The following is a 22,851-nucleotide window of genomic DNA, read 5'->3' as shown; positions in this document are numbered from 1 at the left end:
CGACCGCTTCGGGGGCGGCCTCCGGACACCCGAAGGAGACCACTGTGAGCAATCCCGTACCCCCGGGCCTGTCGATCGCGGAACTGACCGCGGAGGCCGCCGAACTGATGCGCAGCGCCGCCCTGTCCACGTCCCGGAGCAGCCACCCCGGGCTGGTGCACCCGTCGGACGCCGCCGAGACCGCGGCCGCGCTGGCCGGCCTGACCGCGCGGCTGCCCGAACTCCTCGACGTCCTGGCCGGATTCCTCAGCAGTGAGCAGGCCGCCGGGCGGATCGGGCCGGGCCCGGGGGAGGACCCCGGCGCGGGTGCCGGCTACGACGCCCTGCGGGCCGCCCGCGACGCCCGTGAGCAGTTGTACGAGGCCGGCCGGACGGCCGCGCTGCTCGCCGAGTCGCTGGCGTCGGCCGCCGTGGTGCTGGCGCCGCTGGGGTCCGCCGTTCCGCTCGGCAGGCCGGCCGAGCCGCACGTCTGAGCGCCACCGAGCGTTCCCGGGCCGTCCGAACGAGTCCGAACGAGTCCGAATGGGTCCGGGCGCATCCGAACGATTCCGAGCGGGTCCGGGCCGGGGTCGGTGCTCAGGACTTGTCACGGCCTTCGGGACGGTGACGGGAGATCTGCTCCCGGGCGGTGTGCCACCGTGAGCGGGTCTGGTCGACCACGTTGGCCCACTGCCGTCTGATCTCGTCGTCGGCGGGGCGCTGCCCGCGCCGGATCCGGTCGAGTTCGTCGCCCACCTCGCGGCCGAGCGCGGCCGAGGCGACGATCACCAGCATGGCGCCGAAGAGCGCGGAGATCAGCGCCAGCACCGCGCCGAGGGAGCCGTAGCGGGTGGCGTAGGAGTTGAAGAGGCGCGGGAGGTAGAGGCTCGCGCCCATCGAGTAGGCCGCCGTGAGAACGGAGGCGACGATGCCGAACGGCAGCAGCAGATAGCGGGGGATCCGGCGGGCGGAGAGGATCCAGCCCGTCCAGCACAGGAAGGCCCCCGTCACCGGGGCGGAGCAGAGGGCCGCGCCCAGTTCGAGCCGGCCGTTGCCGAAGAGCACCCGGATCCAGCTCGTGGCGGTCAGGTAGGCCCCCAGGGAGAGGATCCACCACAGGCCGTTCGGGGTGTTGCGCACGCTGAGCGGCTTCAGCTCCCAGGTCTGTTCGAACAGGCGCTGGGCGGCGCGGGTGAAGCTGAGGACCGAGATCATCAGGAACAGTGCTCCGAGGACGCCCACGCCCGGGTCCGCCTCGCTGGTGGTGGGGGCGAACAGACTGCGCACCGCCTCGGCGCCGCCGCCGGTGAGGCCGTAGCGGCTGATGATGCGGCTGGCGATGTCCTCGCTCCCGAACCGGCTCAGCACCGCTGCGCCCAGAATCGTGAAGGGGATCAGCGAGGTCAGCGCGCTGGAGGCGAGTGCCATCGAGCGGTCGAAACCGACGATCTTCTGGAAGCGGTTCACGACGCGCAGGGCGAAGTCCGGGCGCAGCCAGAAGGTCAGCGTCCGCAGGACGCGCTCGCGGTCGATGCTTGCCGTCGTTCCCTCCTCGGGACGGGACGGGACGGGGCGGGACGGGGCGGGGCCGGCGATCCCCTGGGCGTTACCGCGGGCGGGCCGGGTGGACCGGGTCCGTCGGGTCGACGGGGCCGGCCGGTCCGGGGCCCTGCGGTGCGGGCGTCCCGGCACCTGCTGCGACCCCGGCACCTGGTGCGCGGGGCTGGGTCGCCGGGATGCGCTGGGTGAAGAACAGCGCGCCGAGCCCGGCGAAGGCGAGGACGGCGAGCGCGGCCCGCAGGCCGTCCAGCCGGGCCTCGGCGTTCGCGTCCAGGGCGGCGGTGGTCACCTCGGGCGAGGCGTTCGCGTCGTCCAGCACCGTGGTGAGCTGGGCGTCGGAGAGGAAGGGCACGCCGGCGGCGAGTTCGGTGTTCGCCCGGGCCTTGACCTCGTCGGGGACGGCCGGGTTCTGCTCGATGCTGGTGAGGAAGGAGGTGGTCAGGGCGGCGATCATGATGGAGCCGGCCAGGGCGGTGCCGATCGAGGCGCCGAGGTTGGTGACCGTGTTCTGGACACCGCCCACCTCGGCGCTCTTCTCGTCCGGCACCGCGGAGACGGTGACCGAGCCGAGCTGGGAGGCAAGTGCCCCCATGCCCAGGCCGATCAGCAGCAGCGGAACGGTGACCACGGCCGCGTCGGCGTCCGCGTCCAGCGCGGCGAGCATCACCAGAGCCCCCGTGAGCATGGCGAGGATGCCCAGGCGCACCACCCGCCGGGGCGAGACCTCGGGCAGGAACCTGGGGATGGCGAGTGCCGCGGCCAGCAGCGTGAGGGAGAGCGGCAGGATCCGCACGCCGGTCATCAGCGCGGAGAGGCCGAGGGCGACCGACAGGTAGAGCGGGACGAGGAAGAACACGCCCATCTGCACCAGGTACTGGAAGAAGAACATGGTCAGACCGCCCGTGAGCTGATGGTTCCGCAGCAGGGCCGGTTCGACCAGCGGTTCGGCGCCCAGGCGGGTCAGGCGGCTCTCCCAGCGGAGGAAGAGCCAGGTCAGCAGCAGGCCGGCCAGCATCAGCCACACGGTCGCCGAGATCCCCAGCCAGGCCGGTGCGCCCGGCTTGGGCAAGAACCAGCCCCAGCTGCCGGAGCGCAGGATCCCGAGGACGAAGAGGCCGATGCCGAGCGCGGAGAGGACCGCGCCGACCACGTCCAGGTGCGGGCGGCGGTCCGGCGGCGCGTCCGCCAGCCGCCGGGCCAGCAGCAGGATGCCGAGCACCACCACTACCTCGCCCGCGAAGACCCAGCGCCAGGAGAAGTACGTCGTGGCGATGCCGCCGATCAGCGGCCCGAGGGCGATCGCGATCGCCCCGGCGGCCGTCACCAGGCCGTAAGCGGCTGGGCGCCGCTCGACGGTGAAGTTCCCGGCGACCAGGGCCACGATGGCCGGCAGGATCAGCGCCGCGCCGATCCCCTCCAGCAGTGACCAGCCGAGCAGCAGGACGGTGAGGTTCGGGGCCAGCGAGGTGGTGGCGGAGCCCGCCCCGTAGATCACGCAGCCGATGGTGAAGGCCCGTTTGCGGCCGATGATCGCGCCGACCTTGCCCCCGGAGATCATCAGCATCGCCATGACCAGCGTGTACGCGGTGATGGCCCCCTGGAGACCGCTCACCGTGGTGCCGACGTCCTCGGCCACGGTGGCGATCGACACGTTCATCACGGAACTGTCGAGGGCCATCAGGAACTGACCGGCCGCCAGCGTCGCCAGGACGGTGGTGGCTCCGGCTCTACCGGCAGGTTCTCTTCCGGCGCTCATACGCAGAGCCTGCCACGTGGGAGGGAAACCGGCCGCAGGCGTTCCGGTCGGTTCAGCCGAATGGCGGCGGCCCGCTCCGGCCCCGGGCTCCGGCCGCTTCCCCGCCCCGCCGTGCCGTGCCGTGCCGTCCCGTGCCGTCCCGTTGCGGCGGTGCGGCCCGGCCGCCGCTCCACGGGACCCGGGCGGAGGACGCCCCCGGGTGCGGGCGGCCGTTGTCCGGCGCCGTTGTCAGTGCCGGGGCCTAGCCTGGCCGTGCCGACGTTCCGGACGTGAGGGAGACGCCATGACCACGCTCGCCGACCGACCCGACACCGCGCTGCTCGTGATCGACGTGCAGAACGGCGTGGTGGGGGACGCGTACGACCGCGACAAGGTCGTCGCCAACATCGCCACCCTGGTCGACCGGGCGCGGGCCGCCGGGGTCGAGGTCGTCTGGGTGCAGCACAGCAGCGCGGACCTGCCGCTGGAGAGCGACAAGTGGCAGTACGTGCCCGAGCTGGTGCGGCGCGAGCACGAGCCGCTGGTGCACAAGACGTACGCCGACTCCTTCGAGGCGACCGACCTGGAGCCGGTGCTCGCCGAGCGCGGCGTCGGCCGGCTGGTCGTCGCGGGCGCGCAGACCGACGAGTGCATCCGCTCGACCCTGCACGGCGCGATCGTCCGCGGATACGACGCCCTGCTGGTGGCCGACGCCCACACGACCGAGGACCTCTCCTCCTTCGGCGCCCCGCCGCCCGAGCAGGTGATCGCCCACACCAACCTGTACTGGACGTACCACGCGGCCCCGGGCCGGACGGCCGGGACGGTGGCCACGGCGGACGTCGAATTCGGGGTGAGGCCGACCGCCTGAGCCCGGGCGGGCCGGCCCGCCCGGACACCCTCCGGGCGGGACGGGCTGCTGCCGGGCCGGCCCCAAAGGGCGGCCTCCGGCGACAGCTGGGTCGTATGCGCAGCTTCCTTCTGTCTTCAGGTCCGGGCCGCGCGGCGAGCCCCTGCGGCCGGGCCCGTCGGACGCCCCGCCCGTGACCAGCGCCACGGGTGAGGAACGGCACGTTCACCCCCGTCGGCCCGGTCGGGCCCGTACCGTTCCTCGACGACGACCCGGGGCGGCGGTGCCCCGGTACGAGACGGCGGGAGCGACGGTGGCGGCAGCGGGCCGGGACGCGGCGGCGCAGATGGAGAGCTGCGCCGCCTGCCTCGCCGTGCGCGAACGCACCCCGCACGGCGGCTGCGCCTGGCCCTGCCCGGACCGCCCCCGTCGGGCCGCCGACCGGATCGACGAGCTGCTGCGGGTGCCGCCCGGTGAACTGGAACTCCCGGGCAGCGCCGCAGGCCGTTCCGCGACGGATCCCGGCCCGGACGGTCCGGGCCGGGCGGAGCCGGAGCCGATCGGGTCGGGCTGGGCTCGGGGCAGGCTCGCGGCGGCCTTCCCGCTGCGGCGTCGGCCGCCCTCGGACGGACCGGCCGACGAGGGACCGGCGCACGACGGACCGGCGTAGGCGGGGGCGTAGGCGGCGGGGGGCGGACGTCGCGCCGGCAGGCCGGGGCCCGGTCTCAGGTGCGCGCCGCGGTGTCCCGCAGCGCGTTCGTCACGCTCGCGACGAACGCGTCCAGGATCTCCGGGTGGCCGGCGGCTCGCGCCGGGTTCAGTTCGCCGATCGAGAGCACCCGGGCGCGGGGGTCGTGGCAGGCGGTGTCCAGCACTCCGGAGATCGCCTGCAGCGACGGGCCGCTGTTGCGGCCGTCGGTGCTCTCCGCGAGCGGCGCGTCGGTGAAGTCCAGCACGTCCACGTCGATGTGCACCGCCAGCGCCCCCGGCGGGAGGGCGGCGAGCGCCCCGGCCACCGCCGTGTCCGGCGCCCCGGCCAGGTCCGCGCCGGAGACCCACCGCAAGGACAGCAGCCCGGCCTGCTCGCGCTCCCACCCGGTGGCGCGAGCCGGGTCCGTGCCGAGCAGGTACAGCTGCTCCGGGGTGAGCAGCGGGCGGCGGTGGAAGGCCGAGGCCAGCTGCTCCGCCGCGCCGGGCAGGTCCAGTCCGTGGGCGAGACCCATCCAGTCCAGGGCGCCGTCGGTAGTGCTCACCGGCGTGTTGAGGTCGAAGTGCCGGTCCGCGTAGAGCAGGCCCGCCCCCGGGTCGTGCCTGATCAGGGCGTCCATCACGCCGAGCGCGAGGGTGCAGTTGCCGCCGATCAGCAGGACGTCGGCGTCCTGGTCCAGGGCCTCCGTCACCTGATCGGTGACCGCCCGCACGGCCCGGACCGCCGCCGCGAGGTTCTGTGCCCGTGGGTGTCCCGGGTCGGGCGCCCAGACCTGGAGCGGTCCGTCGCCGGCGTCCCGGACCCGGCGGCCCGCCGCCCGGAGGCGGTCGAGCAGGCCGAGTTCGCGCAAGACCCGTGGTGCGGCCTCCTGACCCGGTGCGTAACTGCCCGCACTGGTCGGCGCGCCCACGACGACAAGATCCCGTGGCATACCTTCATCATCGCCGTCGGCCCGGGCGGGTGCGAGCGGGCGGGCGGACCCGACAGGACCGGACGGGACCAAGTGCCCCGCTGCTGTCTGCTGGCCCGCCCGCCCGCCCGTCCGCACCGTCGCCCGCGCCGCCGTCCGGTCCCGGGCCGGTGCAGATCCGGCTCGGCCCAGGTCAGGCCGACCACAGTGAGGTCAGGTCAGCTCCAGCACCAGCTTGCCCACGTTCTCGCCGCGGAAGAGCATCTGGAGGGTCGCCGGGAAGTCGTCCAGCGAGCCGCTGACCACGTGCTCCTTGACCTTGATCCGGCCGGTGGCGATCCAGCCCGCGAGTTCGCGGGCGGCGGCGCCGAAGCGGGGCGCGTAGTCGAACACCACGAAGCCCTCCATCCGGGCCCGGCGGACCAGCAGGCTGAGGTAGTTCGAAGGGCCCTGGACCTGCGTCTCGTTGTTGTACTGGCTGATCGCGCCGCAGATCACCACTCGCGCGTGGAGCGCCAGCCGGGTCAGCACCGCGTCCAGGATGTCGCCGCCGACGTTGTCGAAGTAGACGTCCACGCCGTCCGGCGCGAGTTCGCGCAGTGCCTTCCTGACGTCGTCCGCGCGGTAGTCGATCGCCGCGTCGAAGCCGAGCTCCCCGGTCAGCATGGCGCACTTGTCGGCGCCGCCGGCGATGCCGATCACCCGGCAGCCCTTCACCTTGGCGATCTGGCCGGCCATGGTGCCGACGGCGCCCGCCGCGCCGGAGACCACGACCGTCTCGCCCTCCTTGAGGTCCCCGACGTCGAGCAGGCCGAAGTAGGCCGTCATCCCGGGCATGCCCAGCGCGCCGAGGTAGGTGGACAGTGGCGCGAGCGCCGGGTCCACCTTGAGCACGCCCTTGCCGTCGGAGACCACGTACTCCTGGACGCCGAAGGTGCCCACCACGTGGTCGCCGGGCTGGAACCCGGGGTGCTCGGACTCGGTGACCTCGATCACCGAACCGGCCCGCATCACCTCGCCGATGCCGACCGGCGGCAGGTAGGACGGGCGGTCGTCGAGCCACCCGCGCATGGCCGGGTCCAGCGAGATGAAGCGCGTCCGTCCGGCGAACCGGCCCTCCCCGGGCGCCGTCGCCGGCTCGGTGACGTGCTCCCAGTCCTCGGGCTTCACCTCGCCGACCGGTCGCGCGGCGAGGCGGATCTGGCGGTTCGTTCCGGACATGACGTCTCCTGTCGTTCGCGGGTGACCGGCCGGGGCGCCGGCCACCCGGCCCGCCCGGCCGTTCCGGGCGGCACGGGCCGCGGGTTCGGGCGGGCGGCCCGTGGGGTTGCGCGAGTAGTCTAAGCAAGCGCTTATTCACCTGGCTAGGCGCGTCGTGACCGAAGGGGCGACCGCCCTTCGACGGGGCCGCTCACGAGGGCCGGGACCTCCCCCGCCGCTGTGGGGGCCGGCCCCGCCGTGGTCAGGGAGCCGCAGCGGGGCCGGGGGCGGCCGTCCAGCCGCCGTCCCGGCCGGACAGCGTGCCGGGCCCGCCGTCCAGGACGACCCGGAGGCCCTCCGGGAGGACCTGGACGGATCCGGCCCGCAGGCCCAGTGGGTAGGGGCGGCCGTCGGCCGCGCCCAGCCCGCCGGCGCCCCTCAGCCCGCCTGCACCCGCCGGTCCACCCGCACCGGCCGGTCCACCCGCACCGGCCAGTCCACCTGCACTTCCCAGGCTGTCGGGCGGGACGGCACGGCCGAGGACGGTCAGGCTCGACACCGTCAGGGACACCCGGCCGTCGGCGATCACCGGTCGCAGGGTCAGCCGGCCGAGACCGCCCTGGCCCAGTGCCACCTCGACCGTGCCCGCCACCGGGTCGGAGCGGACCTGGCCGACCGGCACCGACCCGGCGGCGGCGCGGACGGCCGCACCCAGGGACCGGACGGGCACGGTGACCTCGGCGTGGGTGCCGGCGACCGAGGTGGCGGTGCCGAGGCGGACATCGTCCAGCCGGGCGCGGACGGTGACCTGCGGGAGCGGTCCCAGCCGGGCGTCCTCGGTGCTGAGGTCCAGCCGGGGGATCCGCCGGTGCGCAAGGGCCCAGAGCGCCGGGCCGCCGGCGGTGCGTGCCGTCAGGCCGTCCCCGAGCGCGGGCGCCAGCCGGGCGATCCTGCTCCGGATCAGCTGACGGGCCGTGAACTCGCCCGCCCCCGCGCCGGCGACCAGTACCAGGGCCAGCACGGCCGCGAGCAGCGCGGCGCGGCGCCCGCGCGGACCCGGCCGGAGCCGCGGGGACCGGGGCCCGGGGAGCCGGGACCGGCCGGGCCCGGAGCGCAAGCACCGTCGCCTCACCGCGGCCCACCCCCGGCGGCCGGGACGGCCGGGCCCTCGGGGTCGAAGTGCGGGAGCAGCTCGTCCAGCCGGCGGGGCAGCCACCAGTTGGCCCGGCGGAAGAGGTACATGCTCGCGGGCACCAGCAGCAGGCGGACCACGGTCGCGTCGATGATCACGCTGACACCGAGGCCGACTGCGAGCATCTTGACCACCACGCTGCTGGACAGCAGGAAGGCCAGGAAGACGCTGGTCATGATCACCGCCGCGCAGGTGATCACCCGGGCGGTGGCGGCCAGGCCGGTGGCGACCGCCAGGTGGTTGTCCCCGGTGCGCAGCCAGGTCTCGCGGATCCGGGAGAGCAGGAAGACCTCGTAGTCCATCGAGAGCCCGAAGACGATCGCGAACATCATCATCGGCACGTAGGACTCCACGGGCACCTCGGCCGTCACGCCCAGCAGCGAGGATCCCCAGCCCCACTGGAAGACCGCGACCACCACGCCGTACGCGGCGGCGATCGAGAACAGGTTGAGCAGGGCGGCCTTGACGGCGACCAGCACACTGCGGAAGACGGTGAGCAGCAGCAGGAACGCGGCCGCGACCACCACGCCGACCACCAGCGGCAGCCTGGCGGCCAGGGTGTCGGTGAAGGTCAGCCCGGTCGCGGTGCCGCCCGTGACGTATCCGGTGGCGTCCGTGCCGGCGAGCGCGTGCGGCAGACCGGTGTCCCGCAGGGTGTGGAACAGCTCCGCGGTGCTCCGGTCCTGCGGGCCCGCCTCCGGGGTGACCGTGCTGATCAGCAGGACGTCGTCGGGCGCGGTCACCGGGGGCGAGACGGCGGCGACGCCGGGCAGGGCCGCCAGCTCCCGGCGCAGCGTCGCGGCGAGCGCCTCGCGCCGGGCCCGGTCGGCCACCAGCGAGCCGTCCAGCTGGACGACGACCGTGAGCGGGCCGTTCGCGCCCGGGCCGAAGTTCTCGCCGATCAGGTCGTAGGCACGCCGGTCGGTCCGGCCGGTGGGCTGCGAGCCGGCGTCCAGGTGGCTGAGCCGGATGGCGGCGGCCGGCACGGCCAGCACGCTCAGCACCAGCAGACCGCCCACCAGGAAAAGCCACGGCCGGCGGCCGAGGACGCCGGCCCAGCGGTGCCAGAGGTCCGCGTCGCCGGCCGGTTCGGAGACCGGCGTCCGCACCCGGAGCCGGTCGATCCGGCCGCCCAGCAGCCCGAGGAGGGCGGGGGTGAGGGTCAGTGAGGCCGCGGCGCCGACCAGGACGGTCAGTCCGGCCGCCGCTCCGAGGGTGCCGATGAACGAGACCCCGCCGGCGTACAGGCCGGCCAGCGCCGTCGCGACGGTGGCGGCTGCCACCAGCACGGCCCGGCCGCTGGTGGCGACCGTGCGGCCGACCGCCTCGGCGGGCTCCGGAACGTCCCGCAGCAGGGCCCGGTAGCGGGTGGTGAGGAACAGGGCGTAGTCGATGCCGACGCCCAGGCCCATCATCGCGGCGAGGGTCGGGGCGGACTGGGCGAAGCCGACCCGGGCGGCCAGCAGGCCGAGTGCGGACAGCCCGGCGGCCAGGCCGGCCACCGCGGTCAGCAGCGGCAGTCCGGTCGCCGCGACACTGCCGAATCCGAGCAGGAGCACCAGGACGGCGACCGCCAGGCCGATCGCCTCGGACGCCCGGTCGGCGGCCCTGGGCGCGGCCAGCTGCCCGAGCGGTGCGCCGTACTCGACGGTGAGCCGGTCGGCCCGCAGCGGCCCGACGGCGTCGTCGAGCCGGGCCAGGTAGGCCGGGCCGAAGCCGGCCGGGTTGCCGGTGAAGTGGACGGTGACGATGCCGGTGGAGCCGTTCGCGGAGAGCGCGCCGGGGGTGGTGAGCGGGTCGGTCACCGCGAGGACGTCCGGCAGCCGGCCGAGCCCGCCGACCGCCGCCTCGATCGCGGCCCGGTGGCCGGCCAGCGACCCCGGGCCGGCGCCGACCACGATCGGCGCGCTCACCCCCGCTGCCCCGCTGCCGTGCGCCCGGAGCAGGTCCGCGCCGGTCTGGGCGCCGGTGCCGGGCAGCGTGAGGCTGTCCGCGTAGTCGCCGCCCCAGGCGTGGTCGGCCACCGCGAGTCCGGCCAGCAGCACGGCCCAGACGGCGATGACGCGCCACGCGTGCCGGGCGCACCAGCGCCCCGTCCGGTGCAGCAGGCCGGGTGGGCCGGGTGCCGGGGCGCCCGCCGGCTTCGGGCGGGGGGCGGACGGGGCGCCCGTGGCTCCGATGCCGGGCGGTTCGGTGCCGGGCAGCGCGGTGCCGGGCGGTTCGGTGCCGGGTGCTTCGGAGCCGGTGGATACCGCGCCGGTGGATGGTCTCTGCATGGGCGGCACTCTGCCGCACCGGTGTTCGGGGACCTTGGGCGCACTGTTCGGGGAATGTACGGGCCGCGGGGGCCGCGGGACGGCCGTCGGCCCGCGTGGCTAGCATCGTCGGCGTCCCGTACGTGAGTGCCCCTCACGTCCCCGCAGGTGAGAGTGGCAGCCGTGACGCAAATCAAGGGCCTGGCGACGCAGTCCAAGGGCCTGGTGCTGGTCGTCGAGGACGAGCGGCACATCGCCGACGTGCAGCGGCTGTACCTGGCCCGCGAGGGCTTCGGCGTGCACGTGGAGAGCGACGGGGCGGCCGGCCTGGCGGCGGCCCGGCGGATGCACCCGGTCGCGATCGTGCTGGACATCGGCCTGCCCGGCCTGGACGGCATCACCTTCTGCCGGACCCTGCGGGACGCGGGGGACTGGACCCCGGTGCTGCTGGTCACCGCGCGCGGCGAGGAGGCGGACCGGATCCTCGGGCTGGAGCTGGGCGCGGACGACTACCTGACCAAACCCTTCTCGCCGCGCGAACTGGTCGCCCGGGTGCGGACCGTCCTGCGGCGGGCCGCCGGGCCGCCGCGGACGCCCCCGGGCAGCGTCGGCCGGCTCACCGTCGACCCGGTCAGCCGCACCGTGCGCCGCGACGGCCGGCCGGTGGAGCTCACCACCACCGAGTTCAACCTGATCGAGCACCTGGTGCGGCACCCGGGGCAGGTCTTCACCCGGGAGCAGCTGCTCGCCCGGGTCTGGGGCTACCCGGGCTACCGCGACACCCGGATGGTCGACGTCTTCGTCTCCCAACTGCGCGCCAAACTCGGCGACGCCAGCCCGATCCGCACCGTGCGCGGCGTCGGCTACAGCGCGACGGACCCGGCCGGATGAGCCGCGGGCACTCCTCAGGCGGCTCCCTCACCCGCAACATCGTCGGGTCGACCACCGCCGTGGCGGCCCTCGCGGTGCTGCTGACCGGGCTGGTCACCTGGCAGACCGCCGCACACGGCGCCGAGCAGCGCGAACGCGAGCAGCTGACCCGGCAGGCGACGGTGCTCAGCCGGGTGCCCGACCTCTCGCCGCTGCTCTTCAACGGCGCCCAGGCCCTCGGCGGCCCGAACGGCGAGGAGTTCGCCGTGCTCACCCCCGACGGGCGGGTGGCCGGCGCCGCCACCCCGGCGCTGGACCTCGCGTCCAGGGCCGAGCTGCTGGCCGGGCGGCCGGTCTCCACCACGGGCGTGCTGGCCGGCCAGGAGGTGCTGCTGGTCGGCCGGCCCGGCCCGCGCGGCGGCGCCGTCGTGCTGACCGAGCCGTACTCGGTCGTCGAGCGGAACACCGGCCGGATCCGCCGCAGCACCGTCCTGCCGCTGGTGGCCGGCCTGCTCGGTGCCGCGCTGGCCGGCGCCCTGCTGGCCCGGCGGACCGCCCGCCCGCTGGTGGCGGCCGCCCGGGCCGCGCACCGCCTCGCCGACGGCGAGCGCGGGGTGGGCGCCGTCGTCGACGGGCCGCGCGAGGCGGCCGAGATCATCCGCGCGCTCAACGTCCTGGACGCCTCGCTGGCCCGCAGCGAGAACCGGCAGCGGGACTTCCTGCTGTCCGTCTCGCACGAACTGCGCACCCCGCTGACCGCGCTGCAGGGCTACGCCGAGGCCCTCGCCGACGGCCTGATCGAGCCGGAGCGGCTCCCCGAGGTCGGCCGGATCCTGGCCGGCGAGACCCTGCGGCTGGACCGCTTCCTCGGCGACCTGCTGGACCTCGCCCGGCTGGAGGCCGAGGACTTCCGCCTCGACACCGGTCGTACGGACCTCTCCGCGCTGGTGGCCGAGGCCGCCGCGTTCTGGGCCGGCCCGGGGGAGGGGCAGGGTGTGCGCCCGCGGGTGGAGCTGGCCGCCGGGCCCGAACCCGTCGGTCCCGGATCGCCCGGACCCGAACCTGCCGGTCCCGGATCGCCCGGACCCGAACCCGTCGGTCCCGGATCGCCCGGGCCCGAACCTGCCGGTCCCGGATCCGCCGGGCCGCCCGTGCTGGTCGACACCGATGCCTTCCGGGTCCGGCAGCTGATCGACGGTCTGGTGCGCAACGCCCTGCGGGTCACCCCGGCCGGCGGTGACCTGGTGCTGGCGGTGCGGCCCGCGGCGGGCGGCGGCGCGCACCTTGAGGTCCGGGACAGCGGGCCGGGTCTGACCGACGACGACGTCCGGGTCGCCTTCGACGGCGGAGCACTGTACGAGCGGTACCGGGCGACCCGCCCGGTGGGCAGCGGTCTCGGCCTGGCCATCGCCCACCGGCTGAGCGGCCTGCTCGGCGGCACCATCCGTGTGGAGGGCCACGGGCCCGAGGGCGGCGCCGTGTTCACGGTCACGCTGCCGCCGACGGTCGGCTGAGCGGACCCCCGGACCGGTGCTGGGGCAGCGGTCCGGCGGTGGGGGAGCGGACCTGGCCCTGCCTCCGGACGGCCGCCGGGACTTCACCGGACGGCCCACCGGGTCACCGCACCCACCTCCCCCGGCGGGCCTGGCGTGCCGCCCGGGACGCCGGACGGAGGGTTTGTCGTCCTGCCCGGGCCCCGGCCGGTTGGGAGTTGAGCGGGCGCGCTTCGAACCGTCCGGCCCGGCCGCGCTCCGGGCCGGACGTCCCGCCGCACACCCGCCGGCCCCGTCGTCGCCCCGGCGGTTCCGGGGCTGCCCGACTGCCCGTACGGCAACCGGCAACTCGCGCTGATGGCCTTGTGGTTGGCCGTCGCCGAAGCAGCTGTTGAGAGCCGCCGCTGCTGGGTATCGATGCTCTGTCATGTACGCACTGGACATGACGCGGCGCGCCGCACCCGGTGTCGTCCGCCCTCCCCGACCCGTCAGGAGTGCACACCCATGTCCCGCTCCCGCACCCGTCGCGGCATCCTCGCCGCCGTCGCCGCCGTAGCGTTACTGACCATCACCGCCGGCCCGGCGACGGCCTCGCCGGCGCCTTCCGCACCGCCCGCGAAGGGCGCCGAGGTCACCCGGATCGAGGAGCAGGTGGCGCGCGACCTCGCCCGCTCGCTCGCCGACGCCGACTGGCGCGCCCGGCTGCGGGCCGGCGCGGACGCCGGCACCGCACAACTCGGCCCGCTGGCTTCGGGTTCCGCCGCCCCCGCCGCCCGTGACCTCGCCGCCGGCGTGGCGGCCGCCGACCGGCGGATCGCCGCCGCGAAGGGCCTGGGCGCCGACCTCGGGCCGCTGCTGCAGGTGCAGTTGGCCGACCCCGCGATGCGGGCGGCGCTCGACGCCGGCGTCGCCCCGCTGGTGGCCGCGGCCACCGCCGACGACCACGCCCGGACGATCACCGCCTACGACACGGCGGGCCGTTCCCACCTGCTGGCGACCGGGAAGGTCCCGGACCGGCCGGTCTACCTGGTCGACCTCGACTCCGCCCGGACCACGGCCGCCGGCCTGCGGGTGCTCGGCGCCGAACTCGCCCGCCAAGGCATCGACCTGCCGGTCGCGCGGCCCGCCGCCCCGGCCGCCGCCGCTGCCGGCTGGTGGGCCACCAAGGTCGACGCCGTCGAGGTCAAGGACGACGAGGAGCCCTGGTTCAAGGGCGATGCCGAGATGTTCGCCCTGGTCACGGGCTTCGGGCTGGACGGCAAGGTACGGGTCGACCCGGTCGACATGCCCTACCTGAACAACGACGGCACGGTCTACCGCCCCAACCAGATCCTGGTGAACTGGTCGAACTACAAGTACAACCTGGCCGACGTCGTCCTGATGGAGGACGACGGCGACACCAACTACCAGGCCCTCGCCACGGCCATCGCCGCCGTCCTGCTCACCATCGCCGACCAGGGCGCCTACATCCCGCTGGTGAACGCCGTCCTGTCGGCCGTCCCCGCCTCCTGGTGGACCGACGACCCGGACTACGTCGACTCCTGGTACACCCTCGCCCGGACCAGCTCGGGACGCCTCGACGGCGCGGCGGCCAACGGCTGGCTGAGCGTCTCGCCGTACTTCGTCGAGCAGTTCTGACCGCCGGCCGGCGGATGACCCGGCCCGTCCGGGGTGGCCCTCGCCAGGGGCTCGGGAGACGCTCCGCGGGACCCGCCGACCCGTGCGGGCGGGACGCTCCCGGCGGTGCTTGACGCCCGCCCGCCCGCGGGCTTGACTCCGGTCATCGGTCATCGGTCATCGGTCATCGGTCGTCGGGCCGTCCGGGCCGGGGCGGAGGGCGTCGCGATGATCCACGGTCACATCCATCGGTCTACACTGATGTAGACCGATGGATGTGACCACGGCCCGGCGACGAGAGGCCCTCCGCGGATGCCCCAGCCCAGCGGTCCGGCCCCGGCCCCGACGCGCGCCGTCGCCCTCGTCGCGGTCCTCGCGCTGACGGCCTTCGGCGTGCTGGCCCTCCTGCTGGCGCTGCACGGCTGGGGGCCGTTCGCCGCCGAGTCGTGGCTGCACGACTGGGCCGTGACGCACCGTCCCGCCTGGGCCGTGCGGGTCGCGGGCACCGTGACCGACCTGGGCACCGGAGTCCCGCCGTACACCGCGGCGGTGGCGGCGGGAGTCCTCCTGGCGCGGGGCGCCGGACCGGGGCGGCGGCGGATCTGGTGGCTCTGCGGACCGGTGCTGGTGCTGGCGTTGGGGCAACTGCTGCGCAGGGGGCTGATGCTGGCCTTCGCGCGGCCCCGGCCGCCGGCGGCCGACTGGGTCGGTGCCTCGCCGAGCGGCTACGCCTTCCCTTCGGGCCACGCCTTCACCGGCGCGCTCGCGGCCGGCCTGCTGGCCTGGGCCGTCCTCCGCACCGCCCGGCGCCGCCTGGCGCTGCCGGTGGCGCTGCTGCTCGGGGTGGCGGCGGTGGCCGTCGGGCTCAGCCGGGTCTACCTCGGTGTGCACTGGCCGTTGGACGTCCTCGGGGGCTGGCTGCTCGCGGCGGGCTGGTTCGTGCTCTGCCTCGCCCTGGTCCCGCCGGCCCTCCGCCGGGCGCACCCGGTGGACGGAGCGCCGACGGGGTCCGCGGACAGCGGGGGCGGTTCAGGGCCGGGCGAGGCCCCGCGGTGACGGTGCACCGGGTGGCGCGCTCCGGCCGTCGGTCGCGCCGGTCGCGTCGGTGGCCGCCCGGGCTCGCGTGGTGCGGTGGGCGGGTGATGTGCGGGTTCGGGGTGGACTTGGCGTGCCGTTCACCCCGTACGGCAAATTCTTGGCAAAGCCCGCCGGGGGCCTCTCGGGCGGTCCGGGGGCCCTTGAGCCAGGCTACCGGCGGGTTCGGGGGGCTCCGGACGGTTGTTCGGGGGCCCTGGAGCCGGTTTGATCTCCGCGTGTAGAGGTGGTCTGCTTGGTGGCCACGGCGCAGGGGAAGGGGCTGGTGATGCGTCTTCTGAGCACGCTGCCCGTACCGACGCTGACGGATGGTCAGGTCTCCATCCGGCGGCCGGAGGCGGACGACGCCGCCACCGTGCTGGCCGGGTCCAGGGATCCGCTGGTCCGCGAGTTCATGCAGGGGGTCATCCCCCATCAGGACGAGGCGGCGGCCCGCCGCTGGCTCGCCGAAGTGCCCGGCGCCCTCTGGGCGCGGGACCGGGCGGCGTACTTCTCGGTGGTGGTGGGCGACGGGCCTTCGGTGGGCTGGGCCGAACTGGTGGACCTGCGGCCGGCGGAGCGTGCGGCCGAGGCCTCGATCTGGCTGCTGCCGGAGGCGCGCAGCCTCAAGGTGGCGGCTTCCGCACTACGGCTGATCTGCAGATTCGGCTTCGACGGCCTTGGCCTGGGTCATATTGACGCGTACGCCGCAAGGGATAACATGCCCGTTCAGGTGGTGGGCGCGTCCATCGGATTCCGGCGCGCGGGCTACCGTCCGGGGCTGTTCCGCAGCTCGCGGACCCACACGCTGCACGACGCCGTGCATGCCACCCTGCAGCCAGCGGATCTGTGCTGAAGCAGGAAATTGTTCCGAGTACGGGGGTGCTCTGTGAGGACAAGGCGACGGCCATGCCGTCCAGGAGGAGAACGTGATGTCGGGGGGAACCGGGATTCCGGTCTTTACGGCCGGAACTGACGAATCGTCGGTACACGGCCTGTCATACGTCCACGGGGGCGCGCAGCTCCCGTCGGGCCGGGTCGCACTGACCGTGGCGGCGGACGGCCGGCTCCGGGTGGAGGCCGTCGCCGGCACCACCCGGACGGTACGGACCGGCCGCCTCGACCTGGCCGTCCTGAATCGCGTCCTGGGCGCACTGCGCTCGGGCCCGCCCGGCGCCGCCCCCGGCCAGGACGCCGCAGAGCCGGGCACCGGCCGCCGGCTGACCGTCGTCGGCCTGCTGCCGGACGGGGACGCGAGTTGGGACGACGCCACCGCCACCCCGGTCCCGGGCGTGGGGCGGGCCCTGGAGGCGCTGGCCGCCCAGGTCCTGGACCCGGCCGCGGCCGGCCGGCTGCCCGGCGTCCTGCTCGCGCTGGACGAGATCGACCCGGCCGCCGCCGGATCCACGGCCCGGCCCGCCGCCGCGATCGGCACGGTCGGCGGACGCGCCGCCTACGCCCTGGCCGAACCCGAGCAGGGCTTCGGCCTGGTCGCCCTCGACGGGGCCGACCCGCTCGGCGGCTCGGGCACCGAGGCGGGTGTGCTGCCGACCGCCCTGGCCCTCGGCGCCGCCGGCGGCCGCGAACTGTTCGCCGTCGGCGGCGCGGACGGCGCCGTCCAGGTCTGGGACGCCGTCAGCGGAGCGTTGCTGCACGGCACGGCCGGCGGCGAGGGAGCACAGGCGGTGACCGCCGGACTCGTCCAGGGGGTACCGCTGGTCTTCTCGGCCGGCCGCCAGGGCGAGGTCCAGGCCTGGCACGCCGAGGACGGCCGGGCCCTCGGGCTGCTGTCGGTGGCCGGCCAGGGCGCCGCGGTCCTCTGCCACGCCCGCTGCGCCGGCCTCGACCTGGTCGCGGCCGCCGGCGACGACACCCTGGTACGCGTCTGGGACGCCGCCACCGGCGAGCAGCTCCACCTGCTGGTGGGCCACAGCGACCGGGTCACGGCGCTCGCCGTCCTCAGCCTCGGTGACCAGGCCCTGCTGGCCTCGGCCGGGCAGGACGGCAGCGTCCGGCTCTGGGACCTCGCCACCGGGCAGCCGCTCGCCGTGCTCACCGGCCACTCCGGCACGGTCACCGCCCTCGCCTTCCTGCGCACCGGCGGCGACCCCCTGCTCGCCTCCTGCGCCCTGGACGGCACCGTGCGCACCTGGGACGTCTACACCGCCCGCGCGCTGGACGGCCGGCCCGTCGCCCGCGGCTGGCTCACCGCCCTGGCCGCCGTCCCGCAGGACGGCCGGGACCTGCTGGTCACCGGCGACGAGAGCGGGCAACTCACCTTCTGGGACCCGGAGACCTGGACGGCCGTCGGCGACTGCGCCCCCGGCGCCGGCCAGGACTTCCCGGTCAACGCGCTGGCCGTCGGCGAACTGGACGGGCGGCCGGTGCTGGCCGCCGGCCACGGCGACGGCACCCTGCGCCTGTGGGACGCGGCCGCCCGCACCGCACTGCACACGGCTGCCCCGGACGGCGGGCCGGTCACCTCGGTGGCGCTCTGCCCGGCCGGCGACCGCACGCTCGTCGTCTGCGGCACCGCCACCGGCGCGGTCCGCTGCCTGGACCCCCGCAGCGGCGCCCCGCTGTCCGTCCCCACCTCGCACACCGGGCCGGTCACGGCGGTCGCCGTCGGCGCCCCGGACGCGGACGGGCGGGCGCTGCTCGCCTCGGCCGGCACCGACGGCACCGTCCGGGTGAGGGAGGCGCTCGGCGGCGCCCCGCTGCTGCGCCTGACGGCCGACCCGGCCGGGGTGACGGCGCTGGCCGTCGGCTCGGTGGCGGGCCGTCCGACGCTCGCCACCGCCGGCCCCGACGGCACGGTCCGGCTCTGGGACGCGACCGACGGTGCCCCCGGCCCGGTGCCCGTCGGCGCCCTGCCGGGCCCGGTCGGCGCGCTCTCCTTCGGCTTGCTGGAGAGCCGCGAGGTACTGGTCGGCGGCGGCGCGGACGGGTCGCTGCGGATCTGGGACGCCCGGGACGGCAGCCCGGCGGGGGACTTCGCCGGCGGCGGGTCCCCGGTGCGCAGCATCGTCCTCCAGGACCTGGGCGGTGAGGCCCTGCTGGCCTCCGGCGACCAGGAGGCGACCCTGCGGCTCTGGCACGCGGGGAGCGGAACGCTGTTGAACGAGGCCGAGCTGGACCGGCTGCCGCTGGCGGTCGCCTTCGGCGAGGCCGGCCTGCACGTGGTCGGTCCGGGCGGGGCGATCACGCTCTGACCGGCGCGGCAGGCGCACTCGGATCGTGACGAAGACCGCCTCCGGCCCGCAGCGGGCCGCAGGCGGAAAGGGGACGGGCGGCGGCATCGGCGCCCGGGAAAGTGGGGTGGGCGGCCATGAGCGGTTCGTCGTTCCAGATCGACCTCGACGAGGTCGAGGCTGCGGCCAAGAAGATCCGGACCATGCTGGACGACCTGGAGGCCCCGGCCGCCCGGCTGGAGGCCGTGATCAAGCAGATCCAGCCGACGGTCTACGGCACCGACAACGTGGGCAAGTCGCTGACCGGGGGGACGTCCTCGGTCGGCGGACTGTCCGAGCACCAGCAGCAGGTCTTCGAGGGCGTCAAGCGGTACCTGCAGAACTCGGCGCAGCTGGCGGCCAACCTGGAGCTGATGTGCCAGCGCTACCGGGCGACCGACGAGGCCCGCGCCGTCGACCTGCGGGCCCTGGACGGGGGCCGGGGCGAGACCGAGCCCGTCCCGGCGAGCCTGCCCACGGTTCAGGAACCGCCGATCCCGCAGAAGGACCCGGTCACCCTGACCGTCCCGCACGGCCAGGCGGACGTCTACCACGACCCGACGGCGCCCGAACTCGACTACAACGAGCGCGACACCGACGAGGAGCCGATCCCGCGCCCCTCGCCCGGGGGCGCGCACAACCAGCTCATCTGACCGGCGGCGGCCCGCCCGCGCGGGCCGCCGTACCCGCCCGGGACGGGTCCGCCCGTCCCGGGACCGTCCACGGTCCGGCCCGCGCACCGGCCGTGGTCGCAGCATCGCACCCACTGCGCCGTACCGGTGACCCGGCGCCAGACGCGGAGCCCCGGCCCCGGCCGTCGGTCACCCCCTCCCCTCATCCGTCCCAGGCCAGCCGGCCAGCCGAAGAGAGCGACTCGTCATGATCGAGCTGCCGTCCGACCTCGCCGAGGTGCTGAAGGTCGTCCAGAGCAACGAGCACGGGTCCAGCATCGTGTTCCCCAACGCCAACGAGGAGTTGCTGGCCGAGCTGGCGGCCGCCTGGGAGGCCTGGAACACCGCCGCCGAACCCGCGGTCCGCACCATCGTGGCGAGCGCCAACCGGGCGATGGCCAACATGTCCGGCACCGCCGCCGACAGCTTCGAGGCCTACCTGCGCAAGTACGCCGGCACCGACCAGTCGCACGCGGTCACCACCCTGGACGCCGGGGTCGCGATGGCCCAGTCGCTGCGCGGCGCCGAGCAGGCGGTCACCCAGACCAAGGGCGAGATGGTCCGCGAACTCCGTTACGCGAAGGAGTACATGGACCAGAACCCGGCCGGCAAGCACGACGACATCGCCCAGTCCGAAGGCATCAAGACGGCCGCGGACACCTACAACCGTTACGTCGGCCAGGTCGGCACCAGCGTCGACTCGATGCTCCGGGAGAGCGCCGGCCACATCGAGCGGATGACCGGTGCGGGCCAGGTCGCCACCCTCGGCGGCCACGGCGGGGGAGCGACGGCCCCGACCCGGGGCACCCCGGCCGGCGCCATGTTCGACCCCTCCACCCTCCAGCGCCCGGACGGTGTGGACCTGGCCTCCTACCCCGGTGCCGTCCCGCCCGGCGGCTCGGCGGCCGAGTTCTCCCCCCTCAGCGCCATGGACGGGGCTCCCGGCGGAATGCCGGGCACGCTCCCGGACGGGATGGGTGGCGTCGGCGGGTCCGGCGGCAGCACCTACCGGCCGCAACTCGCCTCCTTCAAGCCCTTCGAGCCGCCGGCCCCCGGCGGACTGGGCAGCGCGTCGAGCGGCGGCATCGGCATGGGCGGTGCCGACCTGCCCGTCTACCGCCCGAACCCCGCGAGCCTCAGCCTGGCCGGCCTGTCCGGGGCGCAGAGCGGCTTCGACCCGGCCGGCGGGATCGGCGGAGCGCTGAGCCCGTGGAGCGGGAGCGGTCGCGGCGCGGGCGGAACGGGCCCGTCCCTCAGCGGTGGCGCGCTCGGCGGGGCCTTCGGCGGGGCGTCCCCCTTCGGCGGGCTGGGCCTGCCGGGCGGGCTCGGCTCCGGTGCGGCCCGGCCGTCCTCCTCCGGCAGCCGGTTCACGCCGGGCTCGACCACCGCCGCGTCCGCCGGACGGGGCGTCACGGGGACGACCGCACGGAGCCTCGCCGGCGGCATGCCGGGTGCCGGCGGCTCCGGCCGAGGCTCGGCCGGAGGCGGGGCGGGCGGGTTCGGCGGCGGTCGCGGGGTCGGCAGCGGATCGGTCGCCGGGGCCCGGGCCGGCAGCGCGCGATCCGGGCTCGGCGTCGCGGGCAGCGGCGAGGGTTCCACCCGTTCCGGCCTCGGCGCGGGCACCGGCTCGGGACGCGGCGGCGCGGGCGGAGCCGCCGGCGCCGGCACGGGTACCGGCCGCACCGGGGCCTCGGCCGCAGGCGCGGGCGGCGCCCACGCGGGTGGGCACCCGGGCGGCGGCGCCGGCCGCAAGGGAAAGGGCGAGGGCGACCGCTTCGTCCGCCCCAGCCGGTTCGGCGAGTACGGCCCGGAGGACGAGGAGGGGACGGTCACCGACTCCGGCGTCCAGGGGCAGGCCGTCCGGCACGAGCAGGGCGACCGCCGGATGGAGCAGATGCGGCGCCGCTGGCTGGACGCCGCCCGCAGCGACGACCAGGGTGGCGCCCCCCAGGGCACCGGAGCGCAGGGCAGCGGTGCCCAGGGCCCGGGCCGGCCCGGTCCGGACGGCGCCGCCGGCACGGACCCCGCCGGCAGTGAGCAGGCGCTGCTGACCCAGCTCGCCAGCGCGGTGCTCGGCACCGGGGCGCCGAGCACCGATGCCCCCGACACCGGCACGGTGGCCACCGACCCGGCGGGTGCACACCTCGCGTCCGCTGCGCCTGCCGCGGCGGCCACCCCGGGCGCTCCTGGCACGTCTGCCGCAGCACAAGGTCCCGCGGACGCCGCGGCCACCGGCGACGACGCCTACCTCGACCGGGCCCGTGCGGTGGCCGCCCGCCGGGGCCGGCCCGACGAGGACGCACCGGCGCCCGCCCAGGCGGCCGGAGCGCCCGCGTGCGCCACGTCCGCAGCCGAGGCCGGGCGCCCCGCACCCCTGCGGGAGGAGGGCGGCTTCCAGGTACCCAGCCCGTTCCTCCGCGCCGCGCTGTCCCGGCTGGCCACCACCGGCGCGCTGGAGGGCACCGACGGCGCCCGGCCGGCACCGGCGGCCGGCCGATGACGCCCGTCGCCCCGTCACAGTCCCGCTGTCACCCCGCCGCTCTTCCGACCGGCACCCCGACCAGCCAGAGGTGGAACCGTCGTGGATGAGCAGACCCAGCCGGAGCCGACCCGGGCGACCCTCCGTGCCGCCCAACGGGCCGAGCCGGTGACGGAGCGGTTGCGTCCGATGGAGGCCGAGCCGGTGACGGAGCGGCTGCGTCCGATGGAGGCTGAGCCGATGCAGGCGGCGTTGCGGCCGATGGAGGCCGAGCCGGTGACGGAGCGGTTGCGGGTGGTGGATGCCCAGCCGGTGACGGAGCGGCTGCGTCCGATGGAGGCCGAACCGATGCAGGCGGCGTTGCGTCCGACGGAGGCCGAAGCGGTGCATCCGCTCACCGCCCAGACCCGTAGCGCCGCGCTCCGCAGCCCCGAGGGCGAGTCCTGGGCAGCGCAGGACTCGCCGGGTGCGGAGACGGGGGAGGCGACGGCTACCAAGCGGCTGGCCACCCCCACGGGTCAGGACGGCCTTCCCACCTCCCCGACCGCTGCCGCCGCCACGGTGCCGGGCTCGGCGGGCAGCGGCTTCCAGATCGACCTTGAGCAGTACCAGGCGGCGATCAGTCCGCTGCTCGCCGCCTCCGACCAGCTCGGCCAGCTGGTCACCGGTCTGACGGCCTACCTGGACCACACCCACTCGACGGCCCCCTGGGGCAACGACGAGTCGGGCAAGAAGTTCGCCGAGGGGGAGAAGGGCTACCTGACGTACAGCACCGGCACCCTCAAGGGACTCAAGGGGATGCCCGAGGCCGTGCGTTACATCGCCGACGGCCTGAAGGCGATGACCGAGAACTACCGCAACAGCGAGGCGGCCACCGCCGAGGTCTTCGGCGGCGGTGCCGAGGCGGACGTCGCGGCGGTCCGCCGGCCCGCGTCCTGGGACGCCCAGGTGGACCCGATGCTCCCCACCGCCACCCTGCGCGGCATCGCCGACGCGCCGTCGCACACCAACCGAAAGGCCTGATCCG

At 75.9% G+C, this 22,851-nt stretch carries 18 protein-coding genes; 12 read left to right on the top strand and 6 right to left on the bottom strand.

What is annotated here, in order from left to right:
- Positions 1-44 precede the first annotated feature (44 nt).
- Positions 45-473 carry a hypothetical protein gene (locus IE329_RS34990; RefSeq protein WP_190215064.1) on the top strand — a complete coding sequence of 143 codons (429 nt, stop codon included), beginning with the start codon at positions 45-47 and terminating at the stop codon, positions 471-473.
- Between the two features lie 103 nt (positions 474-576).
- Here the strand turns inward: IE329_RS34990 and IE329_RS34985 are convergent, their stop codons facing one another.
- Complete coding sequence (locus IE329_RS34985) at positions 577-1,446, bottom strand: YhjD/YihY/BrkB family envelope integrity protein (protein WP_229928010.1); 870 nt, start codon at positions 1,444-1,446, stop codon at positions 577-579.
- 139 nt (positions 1,447-1,585) lie between these two features.
- Positions 1,586-3,295 carry an MFS transporter gene (locus IE329_RS34980; protein WP_190215063.1) on the bottom strand — a complete coding sequence of 570 codons (1,710 nt, stop codon included), beginning with the start codon at positions 3,293-3,295 and terminating at the stop codon, positions 1,586-1,588.
- A 283-nt stretch (positions 3,296-3,578) separates the two neighbouring features.
- On the opposite strand from IE329_RS34980, the gene IE329_RS34975 reads away from it, so the two are divergent.
- Positions 3,579-4,145 carry a cysteine hydrolase family protein gene (locus IE329_RS34975; protein ID WP_190215062.1) on the top strand — a complete coding sequence of 189 codons (567 nt, stop codon included), beginning with the start codon at positions 3,579-3,581 and terminating at the stop codon, positions 4,143-4,145.
- Between the two features lie 292 nt (positions 4,146-4,437).
- Complete coding sequence (locus IE329_RS34970) at positions 4,438-4,794, top strand: hypothetical protein (protein WP_190215061.1); 357 nt, start codon at positions 4,438-4,440, stop codon at positions 4,792-4,794.
- Between the two features lie 55 nt (positions 4,795-4,849).
- Here the strand turns inward: IE329_RS34970 and IE329_RS34965 are convergent, their stop codons facing one another.
- From IE329_RS34965 to IE329_RS34950, 4 genes are all read right to left on the bottom strand, one after another.
- Positions 4,850-5,764: an arginase family protein gene (locus tag IE329_RS34965; protein WP_190215060.1), complete on the bottom strand. Its 915-nt coding sequence runs from the start codon at positions 5,762-5,764 to the stop codon at positions 4,850-4,852.
- Positions 5,765-5,956: 192 nt separating this feature from the next.
- The gene (locus IE329_RS34960; RefSeq protein WP_190215059.1) at positions 5,957-6,964 is read right to left on the bottom strand and encodes an NADP-dependent oxidoreductase; all 1,008 of its coding nucleotides are present in this window, start codon (positions 6,962-6,964) and stop codon (positions 5,957-5,959) included.
- A gap of 241 nt (positions 6,965-7,205) precedes the next feature.
- Positions 7,206-7,964: a hypothetical protein gene (locus tag IE329_RS34955; protein WP_190215058.1), complete on the bottom strand. Its 759-nt coding sequence runs from the start codon at positions 7,962-7,964 to the stop codon at positions 7,206-7,208.
- A 107-nt stretch (positions 7,965-8,071) separates the two neighbouring features.
- Positions 8,072-10,411, bottom strand: coding sequence for an MMPL family transporter (locus tag IE329_RS34950; protein WP_190215057.1), 2,340 nt, complete (start codon positions 10,409-10,411; stop codon positions 8,072-8,074).
- A 162-nt stretch (positions 10,412-10,573) separates the two neighbouring features.
- Here IE329_RS34950 and IE329_RS34945 point away from each other — a divergent pair, with 162 nt between their 5' ends.
- From IE329_RS34945 to IE329_RS34905, 9 genes are all read left to right on the top strand, one after another.
- Entirely contained in the window at positions 10,574-11,281 is a 708-nt protein-coding gene (locus IE329_RS34945) for a response regulator transcription factor (RefSeq protein ID WP_229928009.1), read from the top strand.
- Complete coding sequence (locus IE329_RS34940) at positions 11,278-12,774, top strand: ATP-binding protein (RefSeq protein ID WP_190215056.1); 1,497 nt, start codon at positions 11,278-11,280, stop codon at positions 12,772-12,774. Before IE329_RS34945 ends, IE329_RS34940 begins: the two co-directional genes overlap by 4 nt.
- A gap of 483 nt (positions 12,775-13,257) precedes the next feature.
- Positions 13,258-14,391, top strand: a complete 1,134-nt coding sequence (locus tag IE329_RS34935) for a DUF3103 family protein (protein WP_190215055.1) — start codon at positions 13,258-13,260, stop codon at positions 14,389-14,391.
- Positions 14,392-14,682: 291 nt separating this feature from the next.
- On the top strand, positions 14,683-15,426 hold the full coding sequence (locus IE329_RS34930) for a phosphatase PAP2 family protein (protein WP_190215054.1): 744 nt from the start codon (positions 14,683-14,685) through the stop codon (positions 15,424-15,426).
- A 277-nt stretch (positions 15,427-15,703) separates the two neighbouring features.
- Positions 15,704-16,300, top strand: a complete 597-nt coding sequence (locus IE329_RS34925; protein WP_190215053.1) for a GNAT family N-acetyltransferase — start codon at positions 15,704-15,706, stop codon at positions 16,298-16,300.
- A gap of 193 nt (positions 16,301-16,493) precedes the next feature.
- Positions 16,494-18,656: a WD40 repeat domain-containing protein gene (locus IE329_RS34920; protein ID WP_190215052.1), complete on the top strand. Its 2,163-nt coding sequence runs from the start codon at positions 16,494-16,496 to the stop codon at positions 18,654-18,656.
- 116 nt (positions 18,657-18,772) lie between these two features.
- Entirely contained in the window at positions 18,773-19,327 is a 555-nt protein-coding gene (locus IE329_RS34915; protein ID WP_190215051.1) for a hypothetical protein, read from the top strand.
- A gap of 226 nt (positions 19,328-19,553) precedes the next feature.
- Positions 19,554-21,845, top strand: coding sequence for a WXG100-like domain-containing protein (locus tag IE329_RS34910; protein WP_190215050.1), 2,292 nt, complete (start codon positions 19,554-19,556; stop codon positions 21,843-21,845).
- A gap of 81 nt (positions 21,846-21,926) precedes the next feature.
- Positions 21,927-22,847 (top strand): hypothetical protein, encoded by a 921-nt coding sequence (locus IE329_RS34905; protein WP_190215049.1) that lies wholly within the window; start codon positions 21,927-21,929, stop codon positions 22,845-22,847.
- The last annotated feature ends 4 nt before the right edge of the window (positions 22,848-22,851 follow it).

The sequence above is a fragment of the Kitasatospora indigofera genome, assembly GCF_014655955.1.
GTDB classification, from domain to species: Bacteria; Actinomycetota; Actinomycetes; order Streptomycetales; family Streptomycetaceae; genus Kitasatospora; species Kitasatospora indigofera.
This window is presented reverse-complemented; position numbering and strand designations above follow the sequence as displayed.